The 20,880-nt window shown below is 59.1% G+C and carries 23 protein-coding genes; 7 read left to right on the top strand and 16 right to left on the bottom strand.

Translation table 11 applies throughout. The features are described from left to right. The first annotated feature begins 197 nt into the window (after window positions 1-197). On the top strand, window positions 198-1,190 hold the full coding sequence (locus QSK43_RS21570; protein ID WP_332305216.1) for a glutathione S-transferase family protein: 993 nt from the start codon (window positions 198-200) through the stop codon (window positions 1,188-1,190). 17 nt (window positions 1,191-1,207) lie between these two features. On the opposite strand, the gene QSK43_RS21565 is transcribed toward QSK43_RS21570, so the two are convergent. Then, window positions 1,208-1,699 carry an NUDIX domain-containing protein gene (locus tag QSK43_RS21565; RefSeq protein WP_332305194.1) on the bottom strand — a complete coding sequence of 164 codons (492 nt, stop codon included), beginning with the start codon at window positions 1,697-1,699 and terminating at the stop codon, window positions 1,208-1,210. Between the two features lie 66 nt (window positions 1,700-1,765). Between QSK43_RS21565 and QSK43_RS21560 the strand changes: the two genes are divergently transcribed. Continuing rightward, window positions 1,766-2,716: a metallophosphoesterase family protein gene (locus QSK43_RS21560; protein ID WP_332305193.1), complete on the top strand. Its 951-nt coding sequence runs from the start codon at window positions 1,766-1,768 to the stop codon at window positions 2,714-2,716. A gap of 207 nt (window positions 2,717-2,923) precedes the next feature. On the opposite strand, the gene leuA is transcribed toward QSK43_RS21560, so the two are convergent. The 4 genes from leuA to QSK43_RS21540 all read right to left on the bottom strand — a co-directional run bounded on the left by leuA (window position 2,924) and on the right by QSK43_RS21540 (window position 6,652). After that, complete coding sequence (gene leuA / locus QSK43_RS21555) at window positions 2,924-4,633, bottom strand: 2-isopropylmalate synthase (RefSeq protein WP_332305192.1); 1,710 nt, start codon at window positions 4,631-4,633, stop codon at window positions 2,924-2,926. A gap of 316 nt (window positions 4,634-4,949) precedes the next feature. Further along, window positions 4,950-5,192 (bottom strand): type II toxin-antitoxin system BrnA family antitoxin, encoded by a 243-nt coding sequence (brnA, locus tag QSK43_RS21550; protein ID WP_332305191.1) that lies wholly within the window; start codon window positions 5,190-5,192, stop codon window positions 4,950-4,952. Further along, window positions 5,173-5,439, bottom strand: a complete 267-nt coding sequence (locus QSK43_RS21545) for a BrnT family toxin (protein WP_332305190.1) — start codon at window positions 5,437-5,439, stop codon at window positions 5,173-5,175. The genes brnA and QSK43_RS21545 overlap by 20 nt, the downstream gene beginning before the upstream one ends. A gap of 34 nt (window positions 5,440-5,473) precedes the next feature. Beyond that, entirely contained in the window at window positions 5,474-6,652 is a 1,179-nt protein-coding gene (locus QSK43_RS21540; protein WP_332305189.1) for a benzoate/H(+) symporter BenE family transporter, read from the bottom strand. A gap of 287 nt (window positions 6,653-6,939) precedes the next feature. Between QSK43_RS21540 and QSK43_RS21535 the strand changes: the two genes are divergently transcribed. After that, complete coding sequence (locus tag QSK43_RS21535) at window positions 6,940-8,022, top strand: esterase-like activity of phytase family protein (RefSeq protein WP_332305188.1); 1,083 nt, start codon at window positions 6,940-6,942, stop codon at window positions 8,020-8,022. 83 nt (window positions 8,023-8,105) lie between these two features. Here the strand turns inward: QSK43_RS21535 and QSK43_RS21530 are convergent, their stop codons facing one another. Together QSK43_RS21530 and QSK43_RS21525 are read right to left on the bottom strand one after the other, a co-directional pair. Beyond that, on the bottom strand, window positions 8,106-8,750 hold the full coding sequence (locus QSK43_RS21530; protein ID WP_332305187.1) for an NrsF family protein: 645 nt from the start codon (window positions 8,748-8,750) through the stop codon (window positions 8,106-8,108). Next, window positions 8,747-9,262: a sigma-70 family RNA polymerase sigma factor gene (locus QSK43_RS21525; protein WP_045019097.1), complete on the bottom strand. Its 516-nt coding sequence runs from the start codon at window positions 9,260-9,262 to the stop codon at window positions 8,747-8,749. Before QSK43_RS21525 ends, QSK43_RS21530 begins: the two co-directional genes overlap by 4 nt. A 178-nt stretch (window positions 9,263-9,440) precedes the next feature. Between QSK43_RS21525 and QSK43_RS27215 the strand changes: the two genes are divergently transcribed. Beyond that, window positions 9,441-9,638, top strand: coding sequence for a hypothetical protein (locus tag QSK43_RS27215; RefSeq protein WP_234704235.1), 198 nt, complete (start codon window positions 9,441-9,443; stop codon window positions 9,636-9,638). A 71-nt stretch (window positions 9,639-9,709) separates the two neighbouring features. On the opposite strand, the gene QSK43_RS21515 is transcribed toward QSK43_RS27215, so the two are convergent. Then, window positions 9,710-10,291: an ATP-dependent Clp protease proteolytic subunit gene (locus QSK43_RS21515; protein ID WP_045019101.1), complete on the bottom strand. Its 582-nt coding sequence runs from the start codon at window positions 10,289-10,291 to the stop codon at window positions 9,710-9,712. A 233-nt stretch (window positions 10,292-10,524) separates the two neighbouring features. Here QSK43_RS21515 and QSK43_RS21510 point away from each other — a divergent pair, with 233 nt between their 5' ends. Further along, window positions 10,525-11,115, top strand: coding sequence for a HupE/UreJ family protein (locus tag QSK43_RS21510; protein WP_045019103.1), 591 nt, complete (start codon window positions 10,525-10,527; stop codon window positions 11,113-11,115). Between the two features lie 100 nt (window positions 11,116-11,215). Further along, window positions 11,216-11,977, top strand: a complete 762-nt coding sequence (locus QSK43_RS21505) for a DUF2076 domain-containing protein (protein ID WP_045019105.1) — start codon at window positions 11,216-11,218, stop codon at window positions 11,975-11,977. 25 nt (window positions 11,978-12,002) lie between these two features. Here the strand turns inward: QSK43_RS21505 and queF are convergent, their stop codons facing one another. From queF to QSK43_RS21485, 4 genes are all read right to left on the bottom strand, one after another. Then, window positions 12,003-12,467, bottom strand: a complete 465-nt coding sequence (gene queF / locus QSK43_RS21500; protein ID WP_003494539.1) for a preQ(1) synthase — start codon at window positions 12,465-12,467, stop codon at window positions 12,003-12,005. A gap of 16 nt (window positions 12,468-12,483) precedes the next feature. Further along, window positions 12,484-13,386, bottom strand: a complete 903-nt coding sequence (locus QSK43_RS21495; protein WP_332305186.1) for a cation diffusion facilitator family transporter — start codon at window positions 13,384-13,386, stop codon at window positions 12,484-12,486. Window positions 13,387-13,541: 155 nt separating this feature from the next. After that, window positions 13,542-13,970 carry a glyoxalase superfamily protein gene (locus QSK43_RS21490; RefSeq protein WP_332305185.1) on the bottom strand — a complete coding sequence of 143 codons (429 nt, stop codon included), beginning with the start codon at window positions 13,968-13,970 and terminating at the stop codon, window positions 13,542-13,544. 68 nt (window positions 13,971-14,038) lie between these two features. After that, a complete protein-coding gene (locus QSK43_RS21485) occupies window positions 14,039-15,145 on the bottom strand; it encodes a branched-chain amino acid ABC transporter substrate-binding protein (protein WP_045019113.1) in 1,107 nt (368 codons plus the stop codon). A 288-nt stretch (window positions 15,146-15,433) separates the two neighbouring features. On the opposite strand from QSK43_RS21485, the gene QSK43_RS21480 reads away from it, so the two are divergent. Further along, window positions 15,434-16,609, top strand: coding sequence for a DUF3095 domain-containing protein (locus tag QSK43_RS21480; protein WP_332305184.1), 1,176 nt, complete (start codon window positions 15,434-15,436; stop codon window positions 16,607-16,609). A 120-nt stretch (window positions 16,610-16,729) separates the two neighbouring features. On the opposite strand, the gene QSK43_RS21475 is transcribed toward QSK43_RS21480, so the two are convergent. The 4 genes from QSK43_RS21475 to QSK43_RS21460 all read right to left on the bottom strand — a co-directional run bounded on the left by QSK43_RS21475 (window position 16,730) and on the right by QSK43_RS21460 (window position 20,716). Further along, complete coding sequence (locus tag QSK43_RS21475) at window positions 16,730-17,050, bottom strand: ArsR/SmtB family transcription factor (RefSeq protein WP_045019117.1); 321 nt, start codon at window positions 17,048-17,050, stop codon at window positions 16,730-16,732. A gap of 531 nt (window positions 17,051-17,581) precedes the next feature. After that, the gene (choV, locus tag QSK43_RS21470; RefSeq protein WP_045019119.1) at window positions 17,582-18,628 is read right to left on the bottom strand and encodes a choline ABC transporter ATP-binding protein; all 1,047 of its coding nucleotides are present in this window, start codon (window positions 18,626-18,628) and stop codon (window positions 17,582-17,584) included. Beyond that, the gene (gene choW, locus QSK43_RS21465; RefSeq protein WP_045019121.1) at window positions 18,625-19,476 is read right to left on the bottom strand and encodes a choline ABC transporter permease subunit; all 852 of its coding nucleotides are present in this window, start codon (window positions 19,474-19,476) and stop codon (window positions 18,625-18,627) included. Before choW ends, choV begins: the two co-directional genes overlap by 4 nt. Window positions 19,477-19,765: 289 nt before the next feature. Next, window positions 19,766-20,716: a choline ABC transporter substrate-binding protein gene (locus QSK43_RS21460; protein WP_045019123.1), complete on the bottom strand. Its 951-nt coding sequence runs from the start codon at window positions 20,714-20,716 to the stop codon at window positions 19,766-19,768. Between the last annotated feature and the right edge of the window lie 164 nt (window positions 20,717-20,880).

Raw genomic sequence — 20,880 nt, 5'->3', positions numbered from 1 at the left:
ATCATAATCGACAATTTCCTCAGATTTGTGAAAATCGCAATTATCAGGAAAATTCCCAACCGTCCAGAACAAATCTCGGCAACATCTCATTCTGCTGATGCAGCTTATCAGAAACGCATTGTTCACCGCCATGCGGGTTCGCGACACGGCGCTAAACGGTTAGGATCGTGGCCAAGGAAACAATCAAGGAGATCGTCATGGGCATGCTGGTGGAAGGCGTATGGAAAGACGTCTGGTACGACACCAAGGAAGCCAAGGGGCACTTCAAGCGCAGCGCCTCGCAATTCCGCAACTGGGTGACAGCGGATGGCGAGCCCGGCGCGTCCGGCGAAGGCGGTTTCAGGGCCGAGAAGGATCGTTACCACCTCTATGTCTCGCTGGCCTGCCCCTGGGCGCATCGTACCCTGATTTTCCGCAAGCTGAAAAAGCTGGATGACTTGATTACCGTCTCCGTCGTCGATCCGCTGATGCTGGAAAACGGCTGGGAATTCAGACCGCAAGGTGAGCGCACGCCTGATGCGACCGAGGATCATCTCTTCGGTTTCTCCAGGCTATGGCAGGTCTATGCGAAGGCGGATCCCCGCTATTCCGGCCGCGTCACCGTGCCGGTGCTGTGGGACAAGCAGCGCGGCACCATCGTCTCCAATGAATCGGCGGAGATCATCCGCATGTTCAACGTGGCCTTCAACGATCTCACCGGATCGACGGCGGATTATTACCCCGAGGCGCTGCGTACCGACATCGACGCGCTGAACGGCATCATCTACGACACCGTCAACAACGGCGTCTACAAGGCCGGTTTCGCCACCACGCAGGATGCCTATCAGCAGAATGCCGTGAAGGTGTTCGAGACGCTGGACATGCTGGAAAACCGGCTGAAAGACCGGCGCTTCCTGTTCGGCGCACAGCAGACGGAAGCCGACTGGCGCCTGTTCACCACGCTGGTGCGGTTCGACCCTGTTTATGTCGGCCACTTCAAATGCAACATCCGCCGCATTCACGATTACCCGCATCTTACGGGTTACATCCGCGATCTCTACCAGACATCAGGCGTGCCGGAGACTGTCGACATACGCCATATCAAGGAACATTATTACCGCAGCCACCTGACCATCAACCCGACCGGCATCGTGCCCGTCGGCCCGGAACTGGACCTGACCATGGCCCACGGCCGCGAGGCGCTCGCCTGACGGGAGGAACGCCGCCGCTACCAGTAATCGGCAATCACCGCTTTGCCAGCAAGTTCGGCAAGGCGGCGATGGGTGGCGGGCGTCACATTTTCCGGCAGATCGGAGAGATCGAAAAAGCCGCTTTCGGCAATTTCATGATCCGGTTTTTTGAGTTCGGTCTGGGTGACGTCCAGCCGGTAGAGCGCCACATGATCGCGGTTGCTGCCTTCCAGATTGAGGTAGACATGGAAAAGCTGAGGTGCCGAGACCGCCTCGAGATTGCCTTCCTCGCGGATTTCCTTGTGGAGCGCCACCAGCAGGGTCTCGCCACGTTCCACCCCGCCACCCGGCAGATACCAGCCGGGCAGATAGGTATGCCGCACCAGAAAAATCCTGCCCCTGTCATCGAAACAGGCCGCACGCACGCCGAGCGTCGCGCCCCGCGTGAACAGAAAAACGAAATGAAGCAGACGGATGAGAACGCGTGTGTGGAACGGGCGGGCCCGCCGCTCGATTGTCTCGTCATTCACCCTGGTCTCTCCCCGCGGGCAGGCTTTTATTGGACGTGCCGCATATCATAGGTTATCTCTGCCGCCATGTTCAAACTTGCGCATATTTCAGACGTCCATCTCGGACCATTGCCAAAACTCACCTTCCGGGAACTTGCATCCAAACGTATCACCGGTTTCGTCAACTGGCACCGCAACCGCCGCAAGCACCTGTTCACCGACACGCTGGAAAAGCTGCTCGATGATCTGGAGAGCAAATCGCCGGATCATCTGGCTATTACCGGCGATCTCGTCAATCTTGCGACAGGCATTGAAATTCGCGCCGCCGCCGACTGGCTGGAGGAAGTGGGCGATCCCGAAAGAACCTCGGTCGTTCCCGGCAATCACGATGCTTATGTTTCCGGCGCGCACGACAAGGCCATGCAGGCCTGGTATCCTTACGTGCGCGGCGATGGCGACCCGGACGAATGGGACGACGACCGCAAGATTTTCCCCTATATGCGCGTGCGCGGCCCCGTCGCACTGATCGGCTGTTCCACCTCGATTGCGACACCGCCCTTCTCGGCCACCGGTTATTTCGGCAACCGACAGGCGCGCGCAACGGCGGAACTCCTGAAAAAAGCCGGTGAACAGGGGCTGTTCCGCGTCGTGATGATCCATCACCCGCCGATCCGCGGCGCCTCCCCCACCCACAAGCGCATGATCGGCATCCGCCGTTTCGCCGCCGCCCTCGGCGTTGGCGGCGCGGAACTCGTGCTGCATGGCCACACCCACCTGAACACGGTCCACTGGCTGAACACCCACCACGGGGAGGACCATATTCCGGTCGTCGGCATTGCGTCGGCCAGTCAGGGACCGGGCGGCGAAAAACCGCGCGCGGCTTATAATCTCTTCCATATTTCCGGCGGCCCCGGCACATGGAACGTCGCCTGCGAACGCCACAGCCTCAACGAGACGGGAACGGCCGTCGCGCTTGAGGATGTGCGGGTGTTTTATGAGAATGGTAGGCCGTTGGGGTTTTCCCGGCTGCGGGAATAATCCGCAGTGTTGGAGCGGAGGAGAGCTTACCCCCCTCTGCCCTGCCGGGCATCTCCCCCTCAAGGGGGGAGATCGACCTGCGGCGAGGTTTTCGCCTATCTCGAAATGCGAGAATGAAGTGGTGGGAGAGCTTCCTGCCGATCTCCCCCCTTGAGGGGGAGATGCCCGGCAGGGCAGAGGGGGGTAAGCCCCACCCACGAAGCGAGCTTACTTCGCCCGCTCTTCCAACACCCGGTTGGCCGCCGAAACAATCGCCTCCAGCGAAGCGCCAACAATATTCGTATTGACCCCCGCCCCGAACAGCTTCCCGCCCGGATGTTCCATCTCGACATAAGCGATGGCCGAAGCATTCGACCCGTGCTGCAGCGAGTGCTCGGAATAGTCATTCACCGACAGGTCAATACCGAGATAGACCGACAGCGCATTGATGAACCCGTCGATTGGACCGGTCCCCTTGCCCTCGATACGCTTCACCTCGCCATTATCGGTGATCTCGGCGGCGACGATGCGCACGCCCTTGAAATCGCCGGCCGGATAGGTGTGGTGATCGACGAACTTGATGCGCGCATTCGGCTGCGTCACGTAACGCTCCATGAAGCGCTCGTAGATACGCTTGGCCGGAAGTTCCACGCCCTCTTCGTCGGTGATGCGCTGGATTTCCTCGCGGAATTCCACCTGCAGGTTGCGCGGCAGGTTGATGCCGTAATCCTGCTGCAAAATATAGGCGATGCCGCCCTTGCCGGATTGCGAGTTGATACGGATGATCGCCTCATAGGAGCGGCCGACATCCTTCGGATCGATCGGCAGATAAGGCACTTCCCAGACCGGATGATTGGCGACCTTGATCGCCTTCATGCCCTTGTTAATCGCATCCTGATGCGAGCCGGAGAATGCCGTATAGACCAGCTCGCCGACATAGGGATGGCGCTCGGGGATCGTCATTTCGTTGGAATATTCGTAGACAGCCTTGATACGCTCGATATCGCGGCAATCCAGCTCGGGGTCGACGCCCTGCGTATACATGTTCAGCGCCAGCGTTACGACGTCCACGTTGCCGGTGCGCTCGCCATTGCCGAACAGCGTGCCTTCGACACGATCCGCACCGGCCATCAGCGCCAGCTCGGTCGCGGCGATACCCGTGCCGCGGTCGTTATGCGGATGCAGCGAGATGATGACGTTCTCGCGATTGTCGATATTGCGGCACATCCATTCGATCTGGTCGGCATAGATGTTCGGCGTCGCCATTTCCACCGTCGAGGGCAGGTTCAGGATCAGCTTGTTATCCGCCGTCGGCTTCACCACCTCAACCACGGCGTTGCAGATTTCCAGCGCCACTTCCAGCTCGGTGCCGGTAAAGCTTTCCGGCGAATATTCGAAGCGGAAACCGCCGCCGGCCTTGGCCGCCATGTCGGTGATCATCTTGGCGGCATCGACCGCAATCTGCTTGATGCCGTGCACATCCTTGCCGAACACCACGCGACGCTGCAATTCCGAGGTGGAGTTGTAGAAGTGGATGATCGGCTTGTTGGCACCTTCCAGCGCCTCGAAGGTGCGGGTGATCAGTTCCGGACGGCACTGCACCAGCACCTGCAGGGAGACGTCGTCAGGCACATTGCCCTGCTCCACACACCAGCGGGCGAAATCGAAATCCGTCTGCGAGGCGGAAGGGAAACCGATCTCGATTTCCTTGAAACCCATTTCGAGCAGCAGCTTGAACATACGGGCTTTGCGGTCGTGGCCCATGGGGTTGACCAGCGACTGGTTACCGTCGCGCAGGTCCACCGAACACCAGATCGGCGCTTTATCGATGACCTTGCCCGGCCATGTGCGGTCTGGAATATTGATGGTCGGATAGGGCCGATACTTGACGTTCGCGTCCGACATGCCCTTGGAAATATTGGTGATCTTGGCGTCCATTTCGCTTCCTCCTTGCGCAGTCCGCGGGCTGTTCGAGCCATCGGCGGATGCGCGGCCTCAAGGGCCTAAATCCAGTATAAAATGAGATTTCGAGATGAGGAGCGTTAATGCCAGCGGGCTTTCGGCCGCCGGGCGCTCCTCACTGGACCCGGCAACCGCGTGTAAGGTCGAGGCTAAGAAGCGAGAGTGCACCGCACGGAGAGGCCATCGCAGAAATCTGCGCGCTCATGCCGAAAATGGTTGCGATGCTGTTGCTCATGGTGACGTGTATAAACAGCGGCTGGCGGTCTGACAAGTGATCTTGTGATCCTTGTCTCTATTTTGCGTGCCGGCCGGTTTCCAGCCTTTCGGCTATCCATTTAGCCATCAGGGATTGACGCGTTGTGCCAAGCCGGGCCGCCTCTGCGTCCACTCTTCGCAAAACATCTTCGGGAAGATCAACATCGACATGCACCATTTCCAGCCCGGGGCAGGTGGCCGTGGACCAGTCGAGATAATCGTCTATGTCTTCGCCGTCATCGAATTTTTTGTCGAAATCTTCAGCGCTTATCGTCTTCATAACGATGCTTCTCCTTGTCTCTGGAACGCCTGACGGAAATGATCCGCAACCGGTCATTTCTGTTGGTATAGACGGCGCTCCAGCACTTTCCGCGCAATTGAGCGACAATATACCGCTCTTCCGAAGTGGTTTCGAGAGGTACAACAAGTCTTTTCTCATCGAGCCACAGCGCCTGCGCCTCTATGAAATCTATGCCGTGTTTGTCTTTGTTGCTTTCGCTCTTGGCCAGATCGAATTCAAAATCCATATATAGTATTTTTTTAAAACAATAAGCACCCTATCTAACCATGCTTCACCACCCGCTGCAACGCCATCATCAGCCCGCCGCCGATCAGCCCCCAGAAGGCCCCGGAAATGCCGGCAAAGGACAGGCCGGAGGCCGTGATGAGGAAGGTGATCGCGGCGGCCTCGCGCGTTTCCGGCTCCTTGAAGGCGGCAACGGCGGAGCCGGAAAAGGCGCCCACCAGCGCAAGCCCCGCCACCGCCTGTATGAGGATCGGCGGCGCGAGTGCCACGAAGGCCGTGACTGCGCCCGCCAGAAGGCCGAAGATGATGTAGCCGACACCGCCGATGATCGCCGCCCAGTAGCGCCGTTTTGGATCAGGGTGGGCGTCCTCGCCAGCGCACATCGCCGCCGTGATTGCGGCAAGATTGACCGCATGGCCGCCAAAGGGCGCGGAAAGCAGCGAGAAAAAGCCGCTCGCGGCGAAAAGCGGCCCCGGCTGCGGATCGTAATGGTTGACCTTCAGCACCGCGATGCCGGGAATATTCTGCGACGCCATGGTGACGATGAAGAGCGGCAGGGCGATGGAGACGATCGCGTGCAGGCTGAAGACGGGCGTTACCCATTCCATCGGCGGCGTCAGCGATTGCGCCACGCTGTCGAGAGCACCTGCCGGAATATCGACGCCGAAGATCATCACCAGCACGAAGGCGGCAAGCGCCGCAGGCACGGCGAAAAGCCGTCGGAAGGCCCCCACCACGATCCAGGCGAGAATGATCGGCAGGCCGAACGCCGGGTTAAAACCGATCGCCTTGATCGGCGCGTAACACAGACCGATGATGACCCCTGACAACATGGCGTTGGCGAGCGGCGCGGGAATGGAGGCGACGGCTCTTCCGAGCGGCCTGAACAGGCCGGCAATAACGATCAATACGGCGCAGATGAGAAAGCCGCCGACAGCCGCCGGAAAACCACCTTCGATCACTCCCGTGGTCGCCAGCAGAGCACCTCCGGGTGTCGACCATGCCATGCTGATGGGCATCCTTGTCGCGACGGAAAGAACGACGGCGCACACACCCATCGCCACGGAAAGCGCCATCAGTCCCGATGCCGCCTGAAAATCCGTGGCCCCGACGGCCTTCAGGCCCTGCAAGATGACGGCGAAAGAGCTGGCGAAGCCGACAAAGGCGGTCAGGCATCCCATGAACAGGCTCTGGACGGAAAAATCTTTCAGCATAAAAGCACTCTACGGTCTGCTGACTGTCGCGGCAGACGCATAGCGTTATGCACTGGTGACAGGCAAAAAACGAAAATTTGAAACGTGGAGCGCGAATCCGAGGATGGCCGCACGCTCTGGACGAAGCATTGATACCATTCAGGATCAAAAAAGAAGCCGCTTGGCAAGATGAGCCACCGGACTTCAGGTACGGCGGCATGGCAAACGTCATCAAAGTTTAGCGGCAGGGCGCTAATCCTCTCGGCAGTCGCCACAACAGGGCATCCGCCACAAGAGGGATCGTCTCCATGCTTCGCATCGCCACCATCGCCGCTTTCTGCCTTGCGGCCCTTCCGGTTGCAGCGCAAACCCCGCCAGCACCGACTTTGCTCGGCCAGATCGTCGTCCCCTCGGGCCTCTCCATCAATGGCGTCGCCTTCGGTGGCATTTCCGATCTCGCCTTTGACAGCGAAACCGGCCGTTATCTTGCTATTTCCGATGACCGGGTCGAAAAAGGCCCGGCCCGTTATTACGAGCTGGAACTGACCGTGACGGAAGGCGCCGCCACGCTGAACATCGCAGCCACGCACGAATTGAAGGACGAGACCGGAACGGCCTTCGCACCAAAAGGCATCGACGCGGAAGGCATCGCGCTCGACCGTAAGGGCGGCAAGCTTTACTGGTCCTCGGAACGAGACCTGAAAAACCAGCCAGCACTTTACGTCTCGGACCTCGATGGCGGCAATGTGAAGCGGCTGGAACTGCCTGACGCCTATCTCGTCGATGACGCGAAGACGAAGGGCGTGCAGAACAATCTCGGTTTCGAGGGGCTGACGCTGGCATCCGGCCGGCTCATCGCAGCCACGGAAAATGCGCTGATCCAGGACGGTCCAAAGGCGACGCCACAGGCCGGCAGCCCCGCGCGCATCCTCGTGATCGACACGGCGACGCTGAAACCCGTCGCCGAACATGTCTACGTCACCGAAGCGATTTCCAAGACACCCACCGCCGCCGAGCCGAAATATAACGATAACGGACTTTCAGCCATGGAAGCCCTGCCGGACGGCCGCTTCGTCACGGTGGAGCGTAATTTCGCCTCCGGCGTCGGCAACCATATCCGCTTTTTCATCGCCGATCTCTCGGGCGCGGAAAACATCCTCGGCAAGGACAAGATCGATGCGGCGAATGTGCGCAGCGTATCGAAAACACCGTGGTTCGAAATCAACGAAGGCGATTACGGTCTCGATATCGACAATATCGAAAGTTTCGCATTCGGACCGGTGGTGGATGGCAAACAGCTTTTCATCGTCGCCTCGGACGACAATTTCAATCCGGGCAAGCAGTTCACCCAGTTCGCGGCATTCGCGATTCCCGCCAATTTGGGTCAGTGAAAACCCTCAATGAACGATGCCGGCTCGGGACGAAGTCCGGGCCGGTATTGGTAACTGAAGCGATACGGCAAAACCTGCGCCGGTCACCAGCGAAGCAGGCGTGAGCCGGCAAAAGCACCGATCAGGCCGGTCAGGAAAATACCCAGCGAATACCAGATCAGCACGAAAGCCATGCCGTTTTCGGTGCAGAACCACGAATAGACCCAGGCGCCGGCAGCACCCGCTGCGATGCCCGCGACAAAACCCGCTAGTGCCGGATCAGCGGGGGCGGAGCGCCTGAGAACCGCGAAATTCGCCAGGAACACCGGAAGCGCGAAAGCAACGATCAGAAACGGGCAATGCAGCGCCGATGATCCCAGAATAAGCGCCCTGTAATCCTCCGGAAAGGCAAACCCCAGCTGGACGAGTGCGATCGCCGCCATCGCAGCGAAAATCACCGCAAGCCAGACGAAAATGCGGCCGCTGTCCCCGTCGGGCCGGGCAAGACGGTTGACCGCGAGAAACGCAGTCAGGGCCAGCAAGGCGTTGTAGGCGGATTTGATCCAGAAGCCGACTTCGGTCAGGGCATCGTTCATATCGCCGCGCAGCCCGAGAATGACGAGCATCAGCAACAGCGAAATGCCCATCGCCGGCAAGGCTGCAAGCGCCAGCCTGCGCTCCAGCGCAAAAGCGGGCACGGGCTTCAGATCACCCGCCAGTTGGTCAATGATGTTATCCGTCTTTCTCACGTGTCTCCCCGCAACTTTGCCGCCAGGATTTTCAACGTCCTGTGAATGCCGACCCTTGCCGCAAGCTCGGTCTGGCCGGATTTTTCCGCCGCTTCGGCGATTGACTGACCTTCGATCTTCACCCTGCGGATGAGGTCGCGTTGCCGCTCCGGCAAATCGTCGAGCAGCCGTTCCACATCCATGCGTGCCGTGACCGCATCGACGGAGGTGCGGGCCTCCAGCGTCTCGTCAAGCTCGACTTCCGCCAGCGCACGCGCGCCCCTGCCCCGATAGTGGTCAACGAGCTTGTAGCGCGCTATCGAAAAGAACCAGGCCGTAAAGGGTCTTGCGCGATCATAGGTCTCGCGTTTGGCATGAAGCGACAACAGCGTATCCTGAACGAGATCCTCCACATCGCCCCGTGAAGCAGCGGCCATGCGCCGGTCGAAATAGGCGATCAGCAGCCTGCGCAAGGCATGGAGCAAATGCCTGTAGGCACTTTCGTCCCCGTCGAGGGAACGCAGCATCAGCATTTTTAATGTTTCTTCCGAAAGGCTGCCTGTCATCGTCACTATCGGGTTATTCGCGCTCCGCAGGATATTGTTACATAATGGCTTTAAAAAAATCTCGCCCGAATATCCCGTCACAAACGCGTGAGGGTGTAACGGCACGGCGTTTCCGGCCGAATGGATATTCGTGGGCCCTTGCAAGATGCTGGCGGACATTCAACGACGTCCAGAGGAGACTTTTCATGACCCGCATTTTTACCGCCATCACCACCGCTTCCTCGCGGGAATCGCCCATGCCGACAGCATGAAGACCGATACGATGAAGATGCACAGTGACACAATGAAGACGGAAACGATGAAAAAGGACGGCATGATGAAGTCCTGCAACACCATGAAATGACGCCAGCCCGAATGGAAAAAGCCCGCGCCGGTTTTCACCGGCACGGGCTTTTTCAACAGAAAGTCAGAAATTCAAAGTTCCGACTGGCTCTCTACGATCTTGCCGACGAGGCCGTAGGTCTTGGCCTCTTCCGCGCCGAGCCAGTAATCGCGATCGATATCCTTGGCGATCTTTTCTTCGCTCTGGCCGGTGGCCTTGGAGAAGATCTTGATCAGGCGCTGGTTCATCTTGATGATTTCGCGGGCCTGGATTTCGATGTCGGACGCCATGCCGCGCGTACCGCCGGAGGGTTGGTGCAGCAGGAAGCGGGTGTTCGGCAGGCAAAGGCGGCGTTCCTTCGGAACCGAAACATAGATCAGCGCGCCGGCGGAAGCGACCCAGCCCGTACCGATGATGTAGACCTTCGGCTTGATGAACTTGATCATGTCATGGATGGAATCACCCGATTCCACATGACCGCCCGGCGAATTGACGTAGACGCGAATGTCGTCGTCGCTGGCGGCGGCCAGCGCCACGAGCTGCGTGCAGACCTTCTGCGCCAGTTCCTGCGTGATGCCACCATAGATGAAGATCGAACGCGACTTGAAAAGATTCGCTTCCGTTTCCTTGCCGATCGGCAGTTCCTTGCTCTTGTCGTCTTCGTCTTCGTTCATCAACGGCTCTCCAGCGTAATTCATGCATGCCCTTCGGACATAGTGCGACTTGTTACGTAAGGCAATGAGCAAAAAAGGCAAGGTTTGCGCCCGAACAATAAACAGCACCCCCGGCAGATGACGCATGGACAGCTTCGCGGCCTTCGCGATATCGTCGGTTTCTCATTGCAGTGCCGCCCGCTGCGGGAACCCCAAGATCCCCTCGCAGGCGGCGACAATCTAAAGAGGGAACCATGCTGAAAAGACTAAGCCTTGCTGCCGCAGCACTCGGCGCTACCACCCTGCCCGCCTTTGCCCATTTGAACCCGGAAGAACACGGCTCGTTCATGGCCGGCGTCTCCCACCCCTTCTTCGGTGCCGACCACATTCTGGCGATGGTGGCAGTCGGTCTCTGGGCCTCGCAGATCGCCTTGGCGCAGAACGACCGCAAGGCACTTTGGATCGTGCCTTCCGCATTCGTCGGCACCATGGCCGTCGGTTTCCTGATGGCGGTTTACGGCATCGGCCTTCCCTTCGTCGAGCCGGCCATTCTCGCCTCCGTCATCGGCCTCGGCCTGCTGGTCACTATCGCGGCAAGGCTCCCGACGGCAGCCGCCGCCGCCGTGGTCGGCGCTTTCGCCCTTTTCCACGGCCACGCCCATGGCGGTGAACTCGGCAGCGCCGGCGTCTGGCAATTCGGTATCGGCTTCATGATCGCAACCGCTGTTCTGCATCTTGCCGGTATCGTGCTCGGCCTTCGCATCGCCCGCTTCGGCTCCGCTGCAAGCCGCACCGCCGGTGCGCTGACGGCAATAGCGGGTCTTTCGCTCGCATTCGGCGGCTGACCATCATTACCGAAATTTAAAGTTTCGGCCGCTTTGAAAAGCCTGAATTCGGCCCTACCTCCTTATCGTGGATTTTCGCTTCACGGTAAGGAGGCATCATATGTCACCGGAAGAAAGCCAGCTTCTCACGGCCCTGTTCGACAGGACCAAAACCGCATCCGCCGCCCCGCGTGACCGCGAGGCGGAAACATTGATCGCGGACGCCGTGCGCGATCAGCCCGCAGCCCCCTATTATCTCGCCCAGGCGGTGATCGTTCAGGAAAAGGGCCTGGAAGCGGCGGCAGCGCACATCAAGCAGCTCGAAGACCGCATCCACGCGCTGGAAAGCGGCAATGCCGCTCCGCAAGCCGCCGCACAGGGCGGCTTTCTGAGTTCGATCTTCGGCACCGGCCAGCCACAACCGCCCGCGCCGACACCCGCACCACCGCCGCCTCAGGCCTCGTGGCGCAACGACACGGCAGGCCAGACGGCCGGTCCATGGGGATCACCCCCAGGCCGCGCACCCGATCAGCAGCCCGGCGGCCTATGGAGCCAGCAGCCCGGAGCGGCCGGACGTTCATCAGGTGGCGGTTTCCTGCAAGGCGCGCTCGGCGCAGCCGCCGGTGTTGCCGGCGGCATGCTGCTCGCCAATTCGTTGAGCGGTATTTTCGGCAACCACGCGTCGTCGTCAGGGTTGGGATCGCCCTTCGGCGGCAGCAATCCTGCCGGTAACGCACCTGCCGAGGAAACCGTCATCAACAACTATTACGGGGACAGCGCTAACCCGCAAAACAACGACGACGACGATATCCAGCAGGCCGACTACGATAACAGCGCCGATGACGCGGATATGGATTCAGGCGACGACAGTTCGTTCGCCTGAGCCTCCACCGTTCTGAAAAGCCGGATCAGCCGCGACCGCGATAGGTCGGGACACCCTGATCCGGCAACCACACACCCTCGGGCACCGGTCCGGTCTGCCAGAAGACGTCGATCGGAATGCCGCCGCGCGGATACCAGTAAGCGCCGATTCTCAGCCATTTCGGCTGCAGCAGCTCCACCAGCCGCCTGGCGATATAGACCGAGCAATCCTCGTGGAATGCGCCGTGGTTGCGGAAGGATTGCAGGAACAGCTTCAGCGACTTCGATTCCACCAGAAAATCACCGGCAATATAATCGATGACGATATGGGCGAAGTCCGGCTGGCCGGTCATCGGGCAAAGCGAGGTGAATTCGGGCGCGGTGAACCGCACCACGTAATCGGTGCCAGCATTGCCGTTCGGCACCTTTTCGAGAATGGCCTTTTCCGGGCTCTCGGGCGTATCGACCTTCGTGCCCAGCTGCGACAGGCCGGAAACATCCGTCACGGACATGGAAAACTCCTGTTATTCAAACAATCACTTTGACGCCATGCGCCTTTTCGCCTTCCGGCTCGACGTGAATGGCAAGGCTGGCGCCCGGTATGACGTCCCTTATGGCATCTTCAAGGCGGTCGCAAATATCATGCGCCTCCCGCACCGTCATCGGAGCGGGAACGACAACGTGGAAATCGATGAAGGCGGCCGAACCGGCGCGGCGGGTCCGCAGGTCATGCACCCCGATCACGCCACCCGAATGGTCGGCGATCGCCTTCTTGATCGCCTCCTCTTCCTCCGGCTCCACGGCCCGGTCCATCAGCCCGCCGAGCGAATTCAAAATGACCTTCGATCCCTGAAACAGGATGTTGATGGCCACCAGAATGGCAAGCAGCGGATCGAGGATGGCGTAACCCGTCAGAAGCGCCAGAACGAGACCGACGAGAACGCCCACGGATGTCACGACATCCGACATGATGTGATGACCATCGGCCGCAAGCGCCGGCGACGCGTATTTCTTGCCGGTACGGATCAGGATCGTCGCCCAGACGGCGTTGACGAGGCCCGCCGCCGCGTTGATGGCGAGACCCAGAACCGGCGCTTCCGGCAACCTCGGATTGAAAAGACCGCCCCAGGCCTCCTGCACGATGAGGAGCGCGGCAACGACGATCAGCACGCCTTCCACGACAGCGGAAATGTATTCCGCCTTGTGGTGGCCGAACTGGTGGTCGTCATCGGCGGGCTTTTGCGCATACCGGATGACGAAATAGGCAATGAAGGCCGCAACCACATTGACGGTCGATTCCAGACCGTCCGACAGCAGCGCTACCGACCCCGTGACCCACCAGGCCACAAGCTTCAGGCCCAGCACGCCGAAAGAAAGCGGAATGCCCCAGAATGCAAGCTTCCTTACCAGTGCATTGCCTTCACTGTTCATTTTTGCCCCCGTGCGGATGCGAACCAATTGCAGAACCGACTGCCAAAACGCATGAACCGCGCGCAGGGGGGTTCCCTGCACGCGGTTCACTATTTCCGTTTTCTATCGTTCAAACCGCAGCCGAGGTCAAGACCCCGCAAGGTCACGGCAAAACGTCACCTCTCGCTTTTCTGCTCGCAGAAACGGATACGGTTGCCGAACGGATCGGTGACTTCCATGACATCGCCCCAGGGCAATTCTTCAACGCCCGGCTTCAGGAACCGGTAGTCTTTGCCCGCCAGCTCTCTCTGATAGGCGTGAACACCATGCATGGTGGCGAAGATATTGGAACCCGGCGTCGCATCGCCGTGATGACCGCTGAGGTGAAGCCCCATTCCGGCCCGCGAAACCTGCATGTAGAGCGGGAAATTTTCGCCGAAGCGATGTTCCCAGTCGATCTCGAAACCGAGAAAATCGACGTAGAATTCTCGCGCCTTGGCCTCATCGAAAATTCTGAGGATCGGGAATATCCGCGCAAAGCCGATTTCAGGAAGGTTTTCCTGTCCGTCCGCGTGCGCATCCCGGGCATCGAGGTCGTTGCCCATTCTGCATGCCCCTTTTCAGGCGATGGAAATGGTACCGGCCGCAACGGATGCGGCCGGTACGCTCGATCTTATTCGGCTGCGACGATCTTGCCGTCCTGCCACTTGTAGAGCGAGAAGGCCTGCGACGTCAGGTCGCCATTCTCGCCATAGGTGACCTTGCCGATTGCGGTGGCGAAAGCATCGCCGCTCTTCAGAGCCTTGACGACGGCTTCCGAATCCTTGGCGCTTCCAGCCTTCTCGATGCCGGCTTTCAGCACTTCGACGGCGGCATAAGCGTTAAGGGTGAAGGCTTCCGCCGGGATGTTGGCGGCCTTCAGCGCTTCGGCAGCAGCCTTGGAATCGTCGTTCTTCAGGGCGTCGGAAGCGTTGGTGAAGATCGTGCCTTCGCCGGCCTTCGCACCGATGTTCCAGAACTCGCTGTTCGAAAGGCCGTCACCGCCGATAACCGCAGCCTTGGCGCCGACGTCGTTCAGCTGGCGCACCAGAAGACCGGCCTCGGGATGGTAACCGCCGAAATAGACGATGTCGACATTTTCGGATTTCAGGCGGGCCGTCAGCGCGCCGAGATCCTTTTCGCCTGGTGTCAGCGCATCGTAGAGAACTTCGGTAACGCCGCCGGCATTCAGCGTCGTCTTGAAGGAATCCGCCAGCCCCTTGCCGTAAGCGCCCTTGTCATGAATGATGGCGATCTTCTTGTCCTTGAGGTTGCCAAGAACGTATTTCGCCGCAACCTCGGCCTGCTGGTCGTCACGACCGCAGGTGCGGAAGACGTTGGAAAGGCCACGGTTGGTCAGATCAGGCGCGGTCGCCGTTGGCGTGATCATCAGAACGCCGTTTTCAGCAAAAACATCCGATGCCGGAATGGCGACGCCGGATGTCACCGGACCGACGACGAAATGGATGCCTTCGGCAACGAGCTGGTTTGCCGCAGAAACGCCCTGCTTCGGTTCGCCGCCATCGTCGGCAAGCTTGAGCACGACCTGCTCTCCGAGGATGCCGCCCTTTTTGTTGATTTCATTCACTGCCGTCTGCGCGCCGTTCTTGACCTGATCGCCATAGGCGGCGACCGGACCGGTAAGCGGCGCAATCAGGCCGATGATGATTTCGGCGTGGGCAAGCGGTGCGAATGCGAAGGACGCTGCGAGCGTCACGCTGGTCAATGTCTTCAGTTTCATCCTGGTGTCTCCTTTAAAAGAGGGTCGCAGACCCGGTGAGCGCCTTGGGCGTCGACCGAATGAAACTTATCGGACGCCTCCCGGCGAAAACTCGTTCCATGTTTGAATTCCGAGCCTCCAATTCAACTCATACGGAAGGTTTGATGACTTATGCAAGTCACCTTTGCTGGATAAGGTCTATTCCCGGTAAATCAACCGTCAGGCTGGCGATGATTGCATTCATCTCAACCGGCGAAGATACGGCGTAAATGCTTGGCGTTTGGGTGCCGCTGGAGGATAATAGCGGGCATGAACACAGCAGACGACGAGTTTCTGACGGGCCTGCCCGTCTTCCGGCATTTTGAGGATGTGGCCGACCCGGCGCTCTATCGCGCCCTGCCGCCGGGATGGGGGCTGGCCATCGCCGATATCGTCGATTCGACGGGGGCGATCGGGGCCGGCAGATACAAGGCCGTCAACATGGCGGGCGCTGCGGTCATATCAGGCATATCGAACAGTCTCGGGCGTCACGATTTGCCCTTCGTGTTCGGTGGCGATGGCGCCGCCGTCGCCGTGCCGCCAGGCGGACTGCCTCTTGCGGGCGTCGCCCTTTCGAACGTGCAGTGCTGGGTAAAGGATGATCTCGACCTGTCGATGCGCGTGGCGCTGGTTCCGATAGAGGACATCCGCGAGAACGGCTTCGATATTCGCGTCGCGCGCTTTCAGGCGAGCGAGGATGTTTCCTACGCCATGTTTTCTGGCGGCGGCAACAGCTGGGCGGAAGCGCGGATGAAGGAGGGGCAATACGCCCTGCCCGCAGTCGCGACAGGCGGGCGGCCGGATCTGACTGGCCTGTCGTGCCGTTGGAACCCCATTCCCACAACCCACGGCAAGGTAGTGTCGATCATCGCCGTGCCGGGACCTTCGCGGGATATGCCGGCATTCCGCCAGCTCGTCATCGATCTCGTCGATCTGGCTGCGCAGGACACAAGACACGGCCACCCCGTGCCGGAGGATGGACCGCAACTCGGCTTCGTGCAGGAAGGGCTTGGTCTCGAAGCCCGGGCCGGCGCAGCATATCGCGACAGCTGGGGCAAAATGCGCCGTTCCCTGCGCATCCTCGGCGAAAGCCTGCTCATCACTCTTCTCGGCATAACGGGATTGTCGCTCGGACGCTTCAATGCCGAGCGCTACCGGCGCGCAGTCGCCAGCAACACCGATTTCAGGAAATTCGACGACGGCCTGAAGATGACGGTGGATATCGATGCCGGGAGGCTCGAAAAGATCCGCGTGCGGCTGGAATTGGGTCGTGCCTCCAAAACCTGTTATTTCGGTCTGCACGAGCAGGACGCCGCATTGATGACCTGTATCGTGCCCTCCCCGCTCTCGAAGGACCATATGCATTTCGTGGATGGCGCCGATGGCGGATATGCGGCTGCGGCAAGTCGGCTCAAGCAGCAGATGCAGGCCGCGTCATCGCCCTGAAACCGAGCCCATGCGCCTTTGCCGGAACAGATATCGGCAAGGCACCGGACAAAGAAAAACCGGCGTCGTGCGCCGGTTTTAATGGAATGGTACCGCCGGGCCTGTGGGGGGGCCGTGGGATCAGGCGGCGGTCTTGCTGCTCTTCTGCACCTGGCAATAAATTTCCTCGAGAGAAGCGAGGATCTTTTTGACGGATTCGGAATTGCTGGAATAATAGATGGTCTGTGCATCCCTTCGTGTCTTCACCAGCCGCTGGGCACGCAATTTCGAAAGATGCTGCGAGAGCGCGGACTGGCTGAGACCAACTTGGGAGGCGAGAACACCGACCGGCACTTCCGTATCCACCAGCGTGCACAAGATCATCAGGCGCTTGGGATTCGCCATCGCTGACAGCAAGTCTGCAGCGGCGATGCTATGTTCCGACAGAGATTGGTTATCCATACGCTCAAGTCTCCTGATGACAGTCGGAAAGACGGTCATGGTGGCTATTATAGGTGTTCTAAAAAGGTGTTTTTATAATTCTGTTGCTACGTTGTATATACCTAAATCTTGCTTATATCGTGGCCCTTTCAAAGACTATTCTTCATTGATCATTAGCTTAAGACACCTTGATCAATTTTTCAGCTTTCTGCCTGTTTTTTATCATTTCCGCAATAAACTCATGTATTCGCAGGAGTATTCTCACAAATAAACAATCAAAAATTGAGCACCAAAATTTCGCTTTTCAATGTCCGGCTCGATGACCGTAATCTTCCGCCACCTTAAATTTCGCAGGGAGGTACAGAATCTAGTTTAACCTTGCGCAATTTTTTCTAAGTTTGCAATATAATTTTTATACGTAATTATTTTAATGCATAACTTATAATAATAAGAATATTCTTTTTTATTATACCAGCCATGACTTCCAGCTAAAACTCATGTGAAAAGGCCTTCCGGAGAGGAAGGCCTTTCGTTTTCTAATTCGGGCGTTTCTTATCTTTTTCGGTGGCGTGTCAGTCCGGTCACGATTTCATCTGCGGAAATAGTGCCTATAATCGCGCCATTCTCGACGATGCCGATCGCGCCGGAATGTTTCGCAAGCGCATCTAGGATGTCGATCAGCGGCGATGACGGACGGGCGGTGGCGGCAACCGTTAACCGGCCGTTCCGTTCGTCCACGCCCTGCTTCATCACGTCGGCGGCCGTCAGCATGGAGATCGGATTCATGTTCTGCACGAAATCCGCAACATATTGCGTGGCCGGCTGTTTGACGATCTGCTGTGGCGTGCCGCACTGGATGATGCGTCCGCCTTCCATCATGGCGATGCGGTTGCCGATGCGGAACGCCTCGTCCAGATCGTGACTGACGAAGAGAATGGTTTTCTTCAGCCGGCTCTGGAACTCCAGAAGTTCGTCCTGAAGGCGGCTTCTGATGAGGGGGTCGAGCGCGGAGAACGGCTCGTCCATCAAAAGAATCGGCGCGCCGGTGGCGAAAGCCCGTGCCAGCCCCACGCGCTGCTGCATGCCACCGGAAAGCTCTCCCACCTTGCGGTCGGCCCAGGCGGACAGGTTTACCAGCTCCAGCTGCTCGGCCACCATGCGCTTGCGCTCGACTTCCGGGGTGCCGGAAAGCTCCAGTCCGAAACCGACATTGTCGGCCACGTTGCGCCAGGGCAAAAGGCCGAATTGCTGGAAGACCATCGAAACCGTGTGCATGCGCAGGTCGCGCAGCGATTTCGCCGTCGCCCGATAGGGATCGACAAATCCGGTCGCCGTCTTCACGCTGACATTGCCGCGCACCACGGGCGCCAGACCATTGACGGCCCTGAGCAGCGTCGACTTGCCGGAGCCGGAAAGCCCCATGAGCACGAGTATCTCGCCCTCATTGACCGACAGCGAGGCATTCGCAACGCCGAGGACCAGTCCGGTCTGCTCGTTGATCTCGTCGCGCGTGCTGCCCTTGTCGATCAGCGCCAGCGCAGCGTCAGGCCGGTCGCCGAAGACGATATCGACATTTCCGAAGATGATTGCGTCACTCATAGATCATGCTCCGTGCCGGGAAGGCGGAAAAGCCGGTCGAGAACGATCGCCAGGATGACGATGCACAACCCCGCTTCGAAGCCCATGGCGATGTTGACGGTATTCAATGCGCGCACCACCGGCACACCGAGGCCATTTGCGCCGACGAGGGCGGAAATGACCACCATCGACAGCGAAAGCATGATCGTCTGGGTGAGACCCGCCATGATCTGCGGCGCGGCGAAGGGAAGCTCCACCTTGCGCAAAACCTGCGACGGCGTCGCACCGAAGGCAATGGCCGCCTCCACCAGCGCCGGCGGCGTCGAGACGATGCCGAGGCGCGTCAGGCGCACGGGCGCTGGAATGGCGAAAATGACGGTGGCGATCAGCCCCGGAACCATGCCGAGGCCGAAAAGCACCAGCGCCGGAATGAGATAAACGAAAGTCGGGATCGTCTGCATCAGATCCAGCACCGGGCGCATGCCGGCATAGATCCACCTGCGCCGTGCCGCCAATATTCCAAGCGGTATGCCGATGATCATGCACACCGCGCTGGAGGCGAGAACAAGCGCCAGCGTTTCCGTGGTCGCCTTCCAGTACCCCAGATTGATGATGAACAGGAGACCGAGCGCCGTGAAGACGGGCATGCCGACGGAGCGGCGCGTCCAGGCCGAAAGAGCCGTCAGGATCGCGACGATGATCAGCGGATGCGGCGCCTGCAAAACATAAAGTAGGGCGTTGATGACGCTTTGGAAAATGAAGGAAAGCCAATCGAAGAAAAAAGCAAGATTGCCGGTCAGCCAGTCGATGGCCTCCTTGGCATATCGGCCGACGGGCAGGCGGTTTTCAGGAGCGCTGAGCCATTCCACGGTAAGACAAGACCTTTCGTGAACGAGAGCAATTCCAGTAAAAATGCGTAGCGGTTTGGGGTCCGGAATTGCAAAAAAACAAGGAGATGAAGCATTCACGGTGATCCCGTTTCACCGCAAATGCCGCTGATGCAGAAACGACGGCCGGCAAGGAATTGCCGGACACCGGGATGGCGCGCGACCCGGATGCGAGAAAAATTCGCTGACCGGGGCATGCGGGGCATCGTAAATTTCCGCTGCACCCGGTCTGCCAACGACAGGCCGGGTGCAGTCATGCACTGTTTGCGGTTTAGAGGCCCAGCGCCTTCTTGGCGGCGGGCAAGGCGTCAGTGCCGTCCTTGGTCTTGACGTTGGCGAGCCAGGGCTCGATCGCAGCCGGGTTGGCCTTCAGCCAGGCGGTCGCGGCCGCCTCGCCTTCCATGCCGTCATTCAGGATCTTGCCCATGATTTCGTTTTCCATGGGCAGGGTAAATTCCAGGTTCTTGAGAAGAACGCCGACATTCGGGCATTCCTCGGTGTAACCCTTGCGGACATTGGTGTAGATCGTCGCGCCGCCGAGATTGGGGCCGAAGACCTCGTCGCCGCCGGTCAGATAGGTCAGCTTGAAATTCGCATTCATGGGATGCGGTTCCCAGCCAAGGAAGACGATCGGTTCGCCGGATTTCCCCGCGCGGGCGACCTGCGACAGCATGCCCTGCTCGGAAGACTCGACCACTTCGAAACTCTTCAGCCCGAAGGTGTCCTTCGCTACCATGTCGAGGATCAGGCGGTTGCCGTCATTGCCGGGTTCGATGCCGTAGATCTTGCCGCCGAGATCGTCGCTATGGGCCGCGATATCCTTGAAGTCCTTGATGCCGAGTTCGGCGCCCTTGGCATTGGTCGCCAGTGTATATTTCGCACCGGTCAGGTTTGCACGCAGGGTTTCAACCGACTTGTCGTCGCGGTAAGGCGCGAGGTCGCCTTCCATTGTCGGCATCCAGTTGCCAAGGAAGACATCGATGTCCTTGTTTTTCAGCGATGTATAGGTAACTGGCACCGAAAGAAGCTTGACGTCGGTTTCGTAACCGAGGCTCTTCAGCAACACTGTGGCGGTGGCCGTCGTGGCGGTGATGTCGGTCCAGCCCACGTCGGAGAAACGCACCTTGCCGCAACTTGCCGGCTCGGCGGCGCTGGCCGCATTGAACGTCATGACGGAGATTGCTGCGGCCAAAACCAGACAGCGACTTCTATTTGCAAACATCGCTTGCTCCCTTTTTTCGTTCCCTTGCCATTATCAATATCTGCCGGACACAATCAACTCGCGTGCGTTTGCGTGCTTTGGCCCGCCGTTTGCGACACAATGATGAAAATATCCGGCTTTTACCGCGCGGTATGGACCGTGACAGGATGCGGAAATCTGTGTTT

The organism is Rhizobium sp. GR12 (assembly GCF_036596185.1).
Lineage (GTDB): Bacteria > Pseudomonadota > Alphaproteobacteria > Rhizobiales > Rhizobiaceae > Agrobacterium > Agrobacterium nepotum.
This window is presented reverse-complemented; position numbering and strand designations above follow the sequence as displayed.

What these genes read in the sequence shown, in the direction of transcription:
- QSK43_RS21570 (WP_332305216.1), top strand. Translation starts at nt 198, where the DNA reads ATGGGCATGCTGGTGGAAGGCGTATGGAAAGACGTCTGGTACGACACC.
- QSK43_RS21560 (WP_332305193.1), top strand. Translation starts at nt 1,766, where the DNA reads ATGTTCAAACTTGCGCATATTTCAGACGTCCATCTCGGACCATTGCCA.
- leuA (WP_332305192.1), bottom strand. Translation starts at nt 4,633, where the DNA reads ATGGACGCCAAGATCACCAATATTTCCAAGGGCATGTCGGACGCGAAC.
- brnA (WP_332305191.1), bottom strand. Translation starts at nt 5,192, where the DNA reads ATGAAGACGATAAGCGCTGAAGATTTCGACAAAAAATTCGATGACGGC.
- QSK43_RS21545 (WP_332305190.1), bottom strand. Translation starts at nt 5,439, where the DNA reads ATGGATTTTGAATTCGATCTGGCCAAGAGCGAAAGCAACAAAGACAAA.
- QSK43_RS21540 (WP_332305189.1), bottom strand. Translation starts at nt 6,652, where the DNA reads ATGCTGAAAGATTTTTCCGTCCAGAGCCTGTTCATGGGATGCCTGACC.
- QSK43_RS21535 (WP_332305188.1), top strand. Translation starts at nt 6,940, where the DNA reads ATGCTTCGCATCGCCACCATCGCCGCTTTCTGCCTTGCGGCCCTTCCG.
- QSK43_RS21525 (WP_045019097.1), bottom strand. Translation starts at nt 9,262, where the DNA reads ATGCTGATGCTGCGTTCCCTCGACGGGGACGAAAGTGCCTACAGGCAT.
- QSK43_RS27215 (WP_234704235.1), top strand. Translation starts at nt 9,441, where the DNA reads ATGCTGGCGGACATTCAACGACGTCCAGAGGAGACTTTTCATGACCCG.
- QSK43_RS21515 (WP_045019101.1), bottom strand. Translation starts at nt 10,291, where the DNA reads ATGAACGAAGACGAAGACGACAAGAGCAAGGAACTGCCGATCGGCAAG.
- QSK43_RS21510 (WP_045019103.1), top strand. Translation starts at nt 10,525, where the DNA reads ATGCTGAAAAGACTAAGCCTTGCTGCCGCAGCACTCGGCGCTACCACC.
- QSK43_RS21505 (WP_045019105.1), top strand. Translation starts at nt 11,216, where the DNA reads ATGTCACCGGAAGAAAGCCAGCTTCTCACGGCCCTGTTCGACAGGACC.
- queF (WP_003494539.1), bottom strand. Translation starts at nt 12,467, where the DNA reads ATGTCCGTGACGGATGTTTCCGGCCTGTCGCAGCTGGGCACGAAGGTC.
- QSK43_RS21495 (WP_332305186.1), bottom strand. Translation starts at nt 13,386, where the DNA reads ATGAACAGTGAAGGCAATGCACTGGTAAGGAAGCTTGCATTCTGGGGC.
- QSK43_RS21490 (WP_332305185.1), bottom strand. Translation starts at nt 13,970, where the DNA reads ATGGGCAACGACCTCGATGCCCGGGATGCGCACGCGGACGGACAGGAA.
- QSK43_RS21485 (WP_045019113.1), bottom strand. Translation starts at nt 15,145, where the DNA reads ATGAAACTGAAGACATTGACCAGCGTGACGCTCGCAGCGTCCTTCGCA.
- QSK43_RS21480 (WP_332305184.1), top strand. Translation starts at nt 15,434, where the DNA reads ATGAACACAGCAGACGACGAGTTTCTGACGGGCCTGCCCGTCTTCCGG.
- QSK43_RS21475 (WP_045019117.1), bottom strand. Translation starts at nt 17,050, where the DNA reads ATGGATAACCAATCTCTGTCGGAACATAGCATCGCCGCTGCAGACTTG.
- choV (WP_045019119.1), bottom strand. Translation starts at nt 18,628, where the DNA reads ATGAGTGACGCAATCATCTTCGGAAATGTCGATATCGTCTTCGGCGAC.
- QSK43_RS21460 (WP_045019123.1), bottom strand. Translation starts at nt 20,716, where the DNA reads ATGTTTGCAAATAGAAGTCGCTGTCTGGTTTTGGCCGCAGCAATCTCC.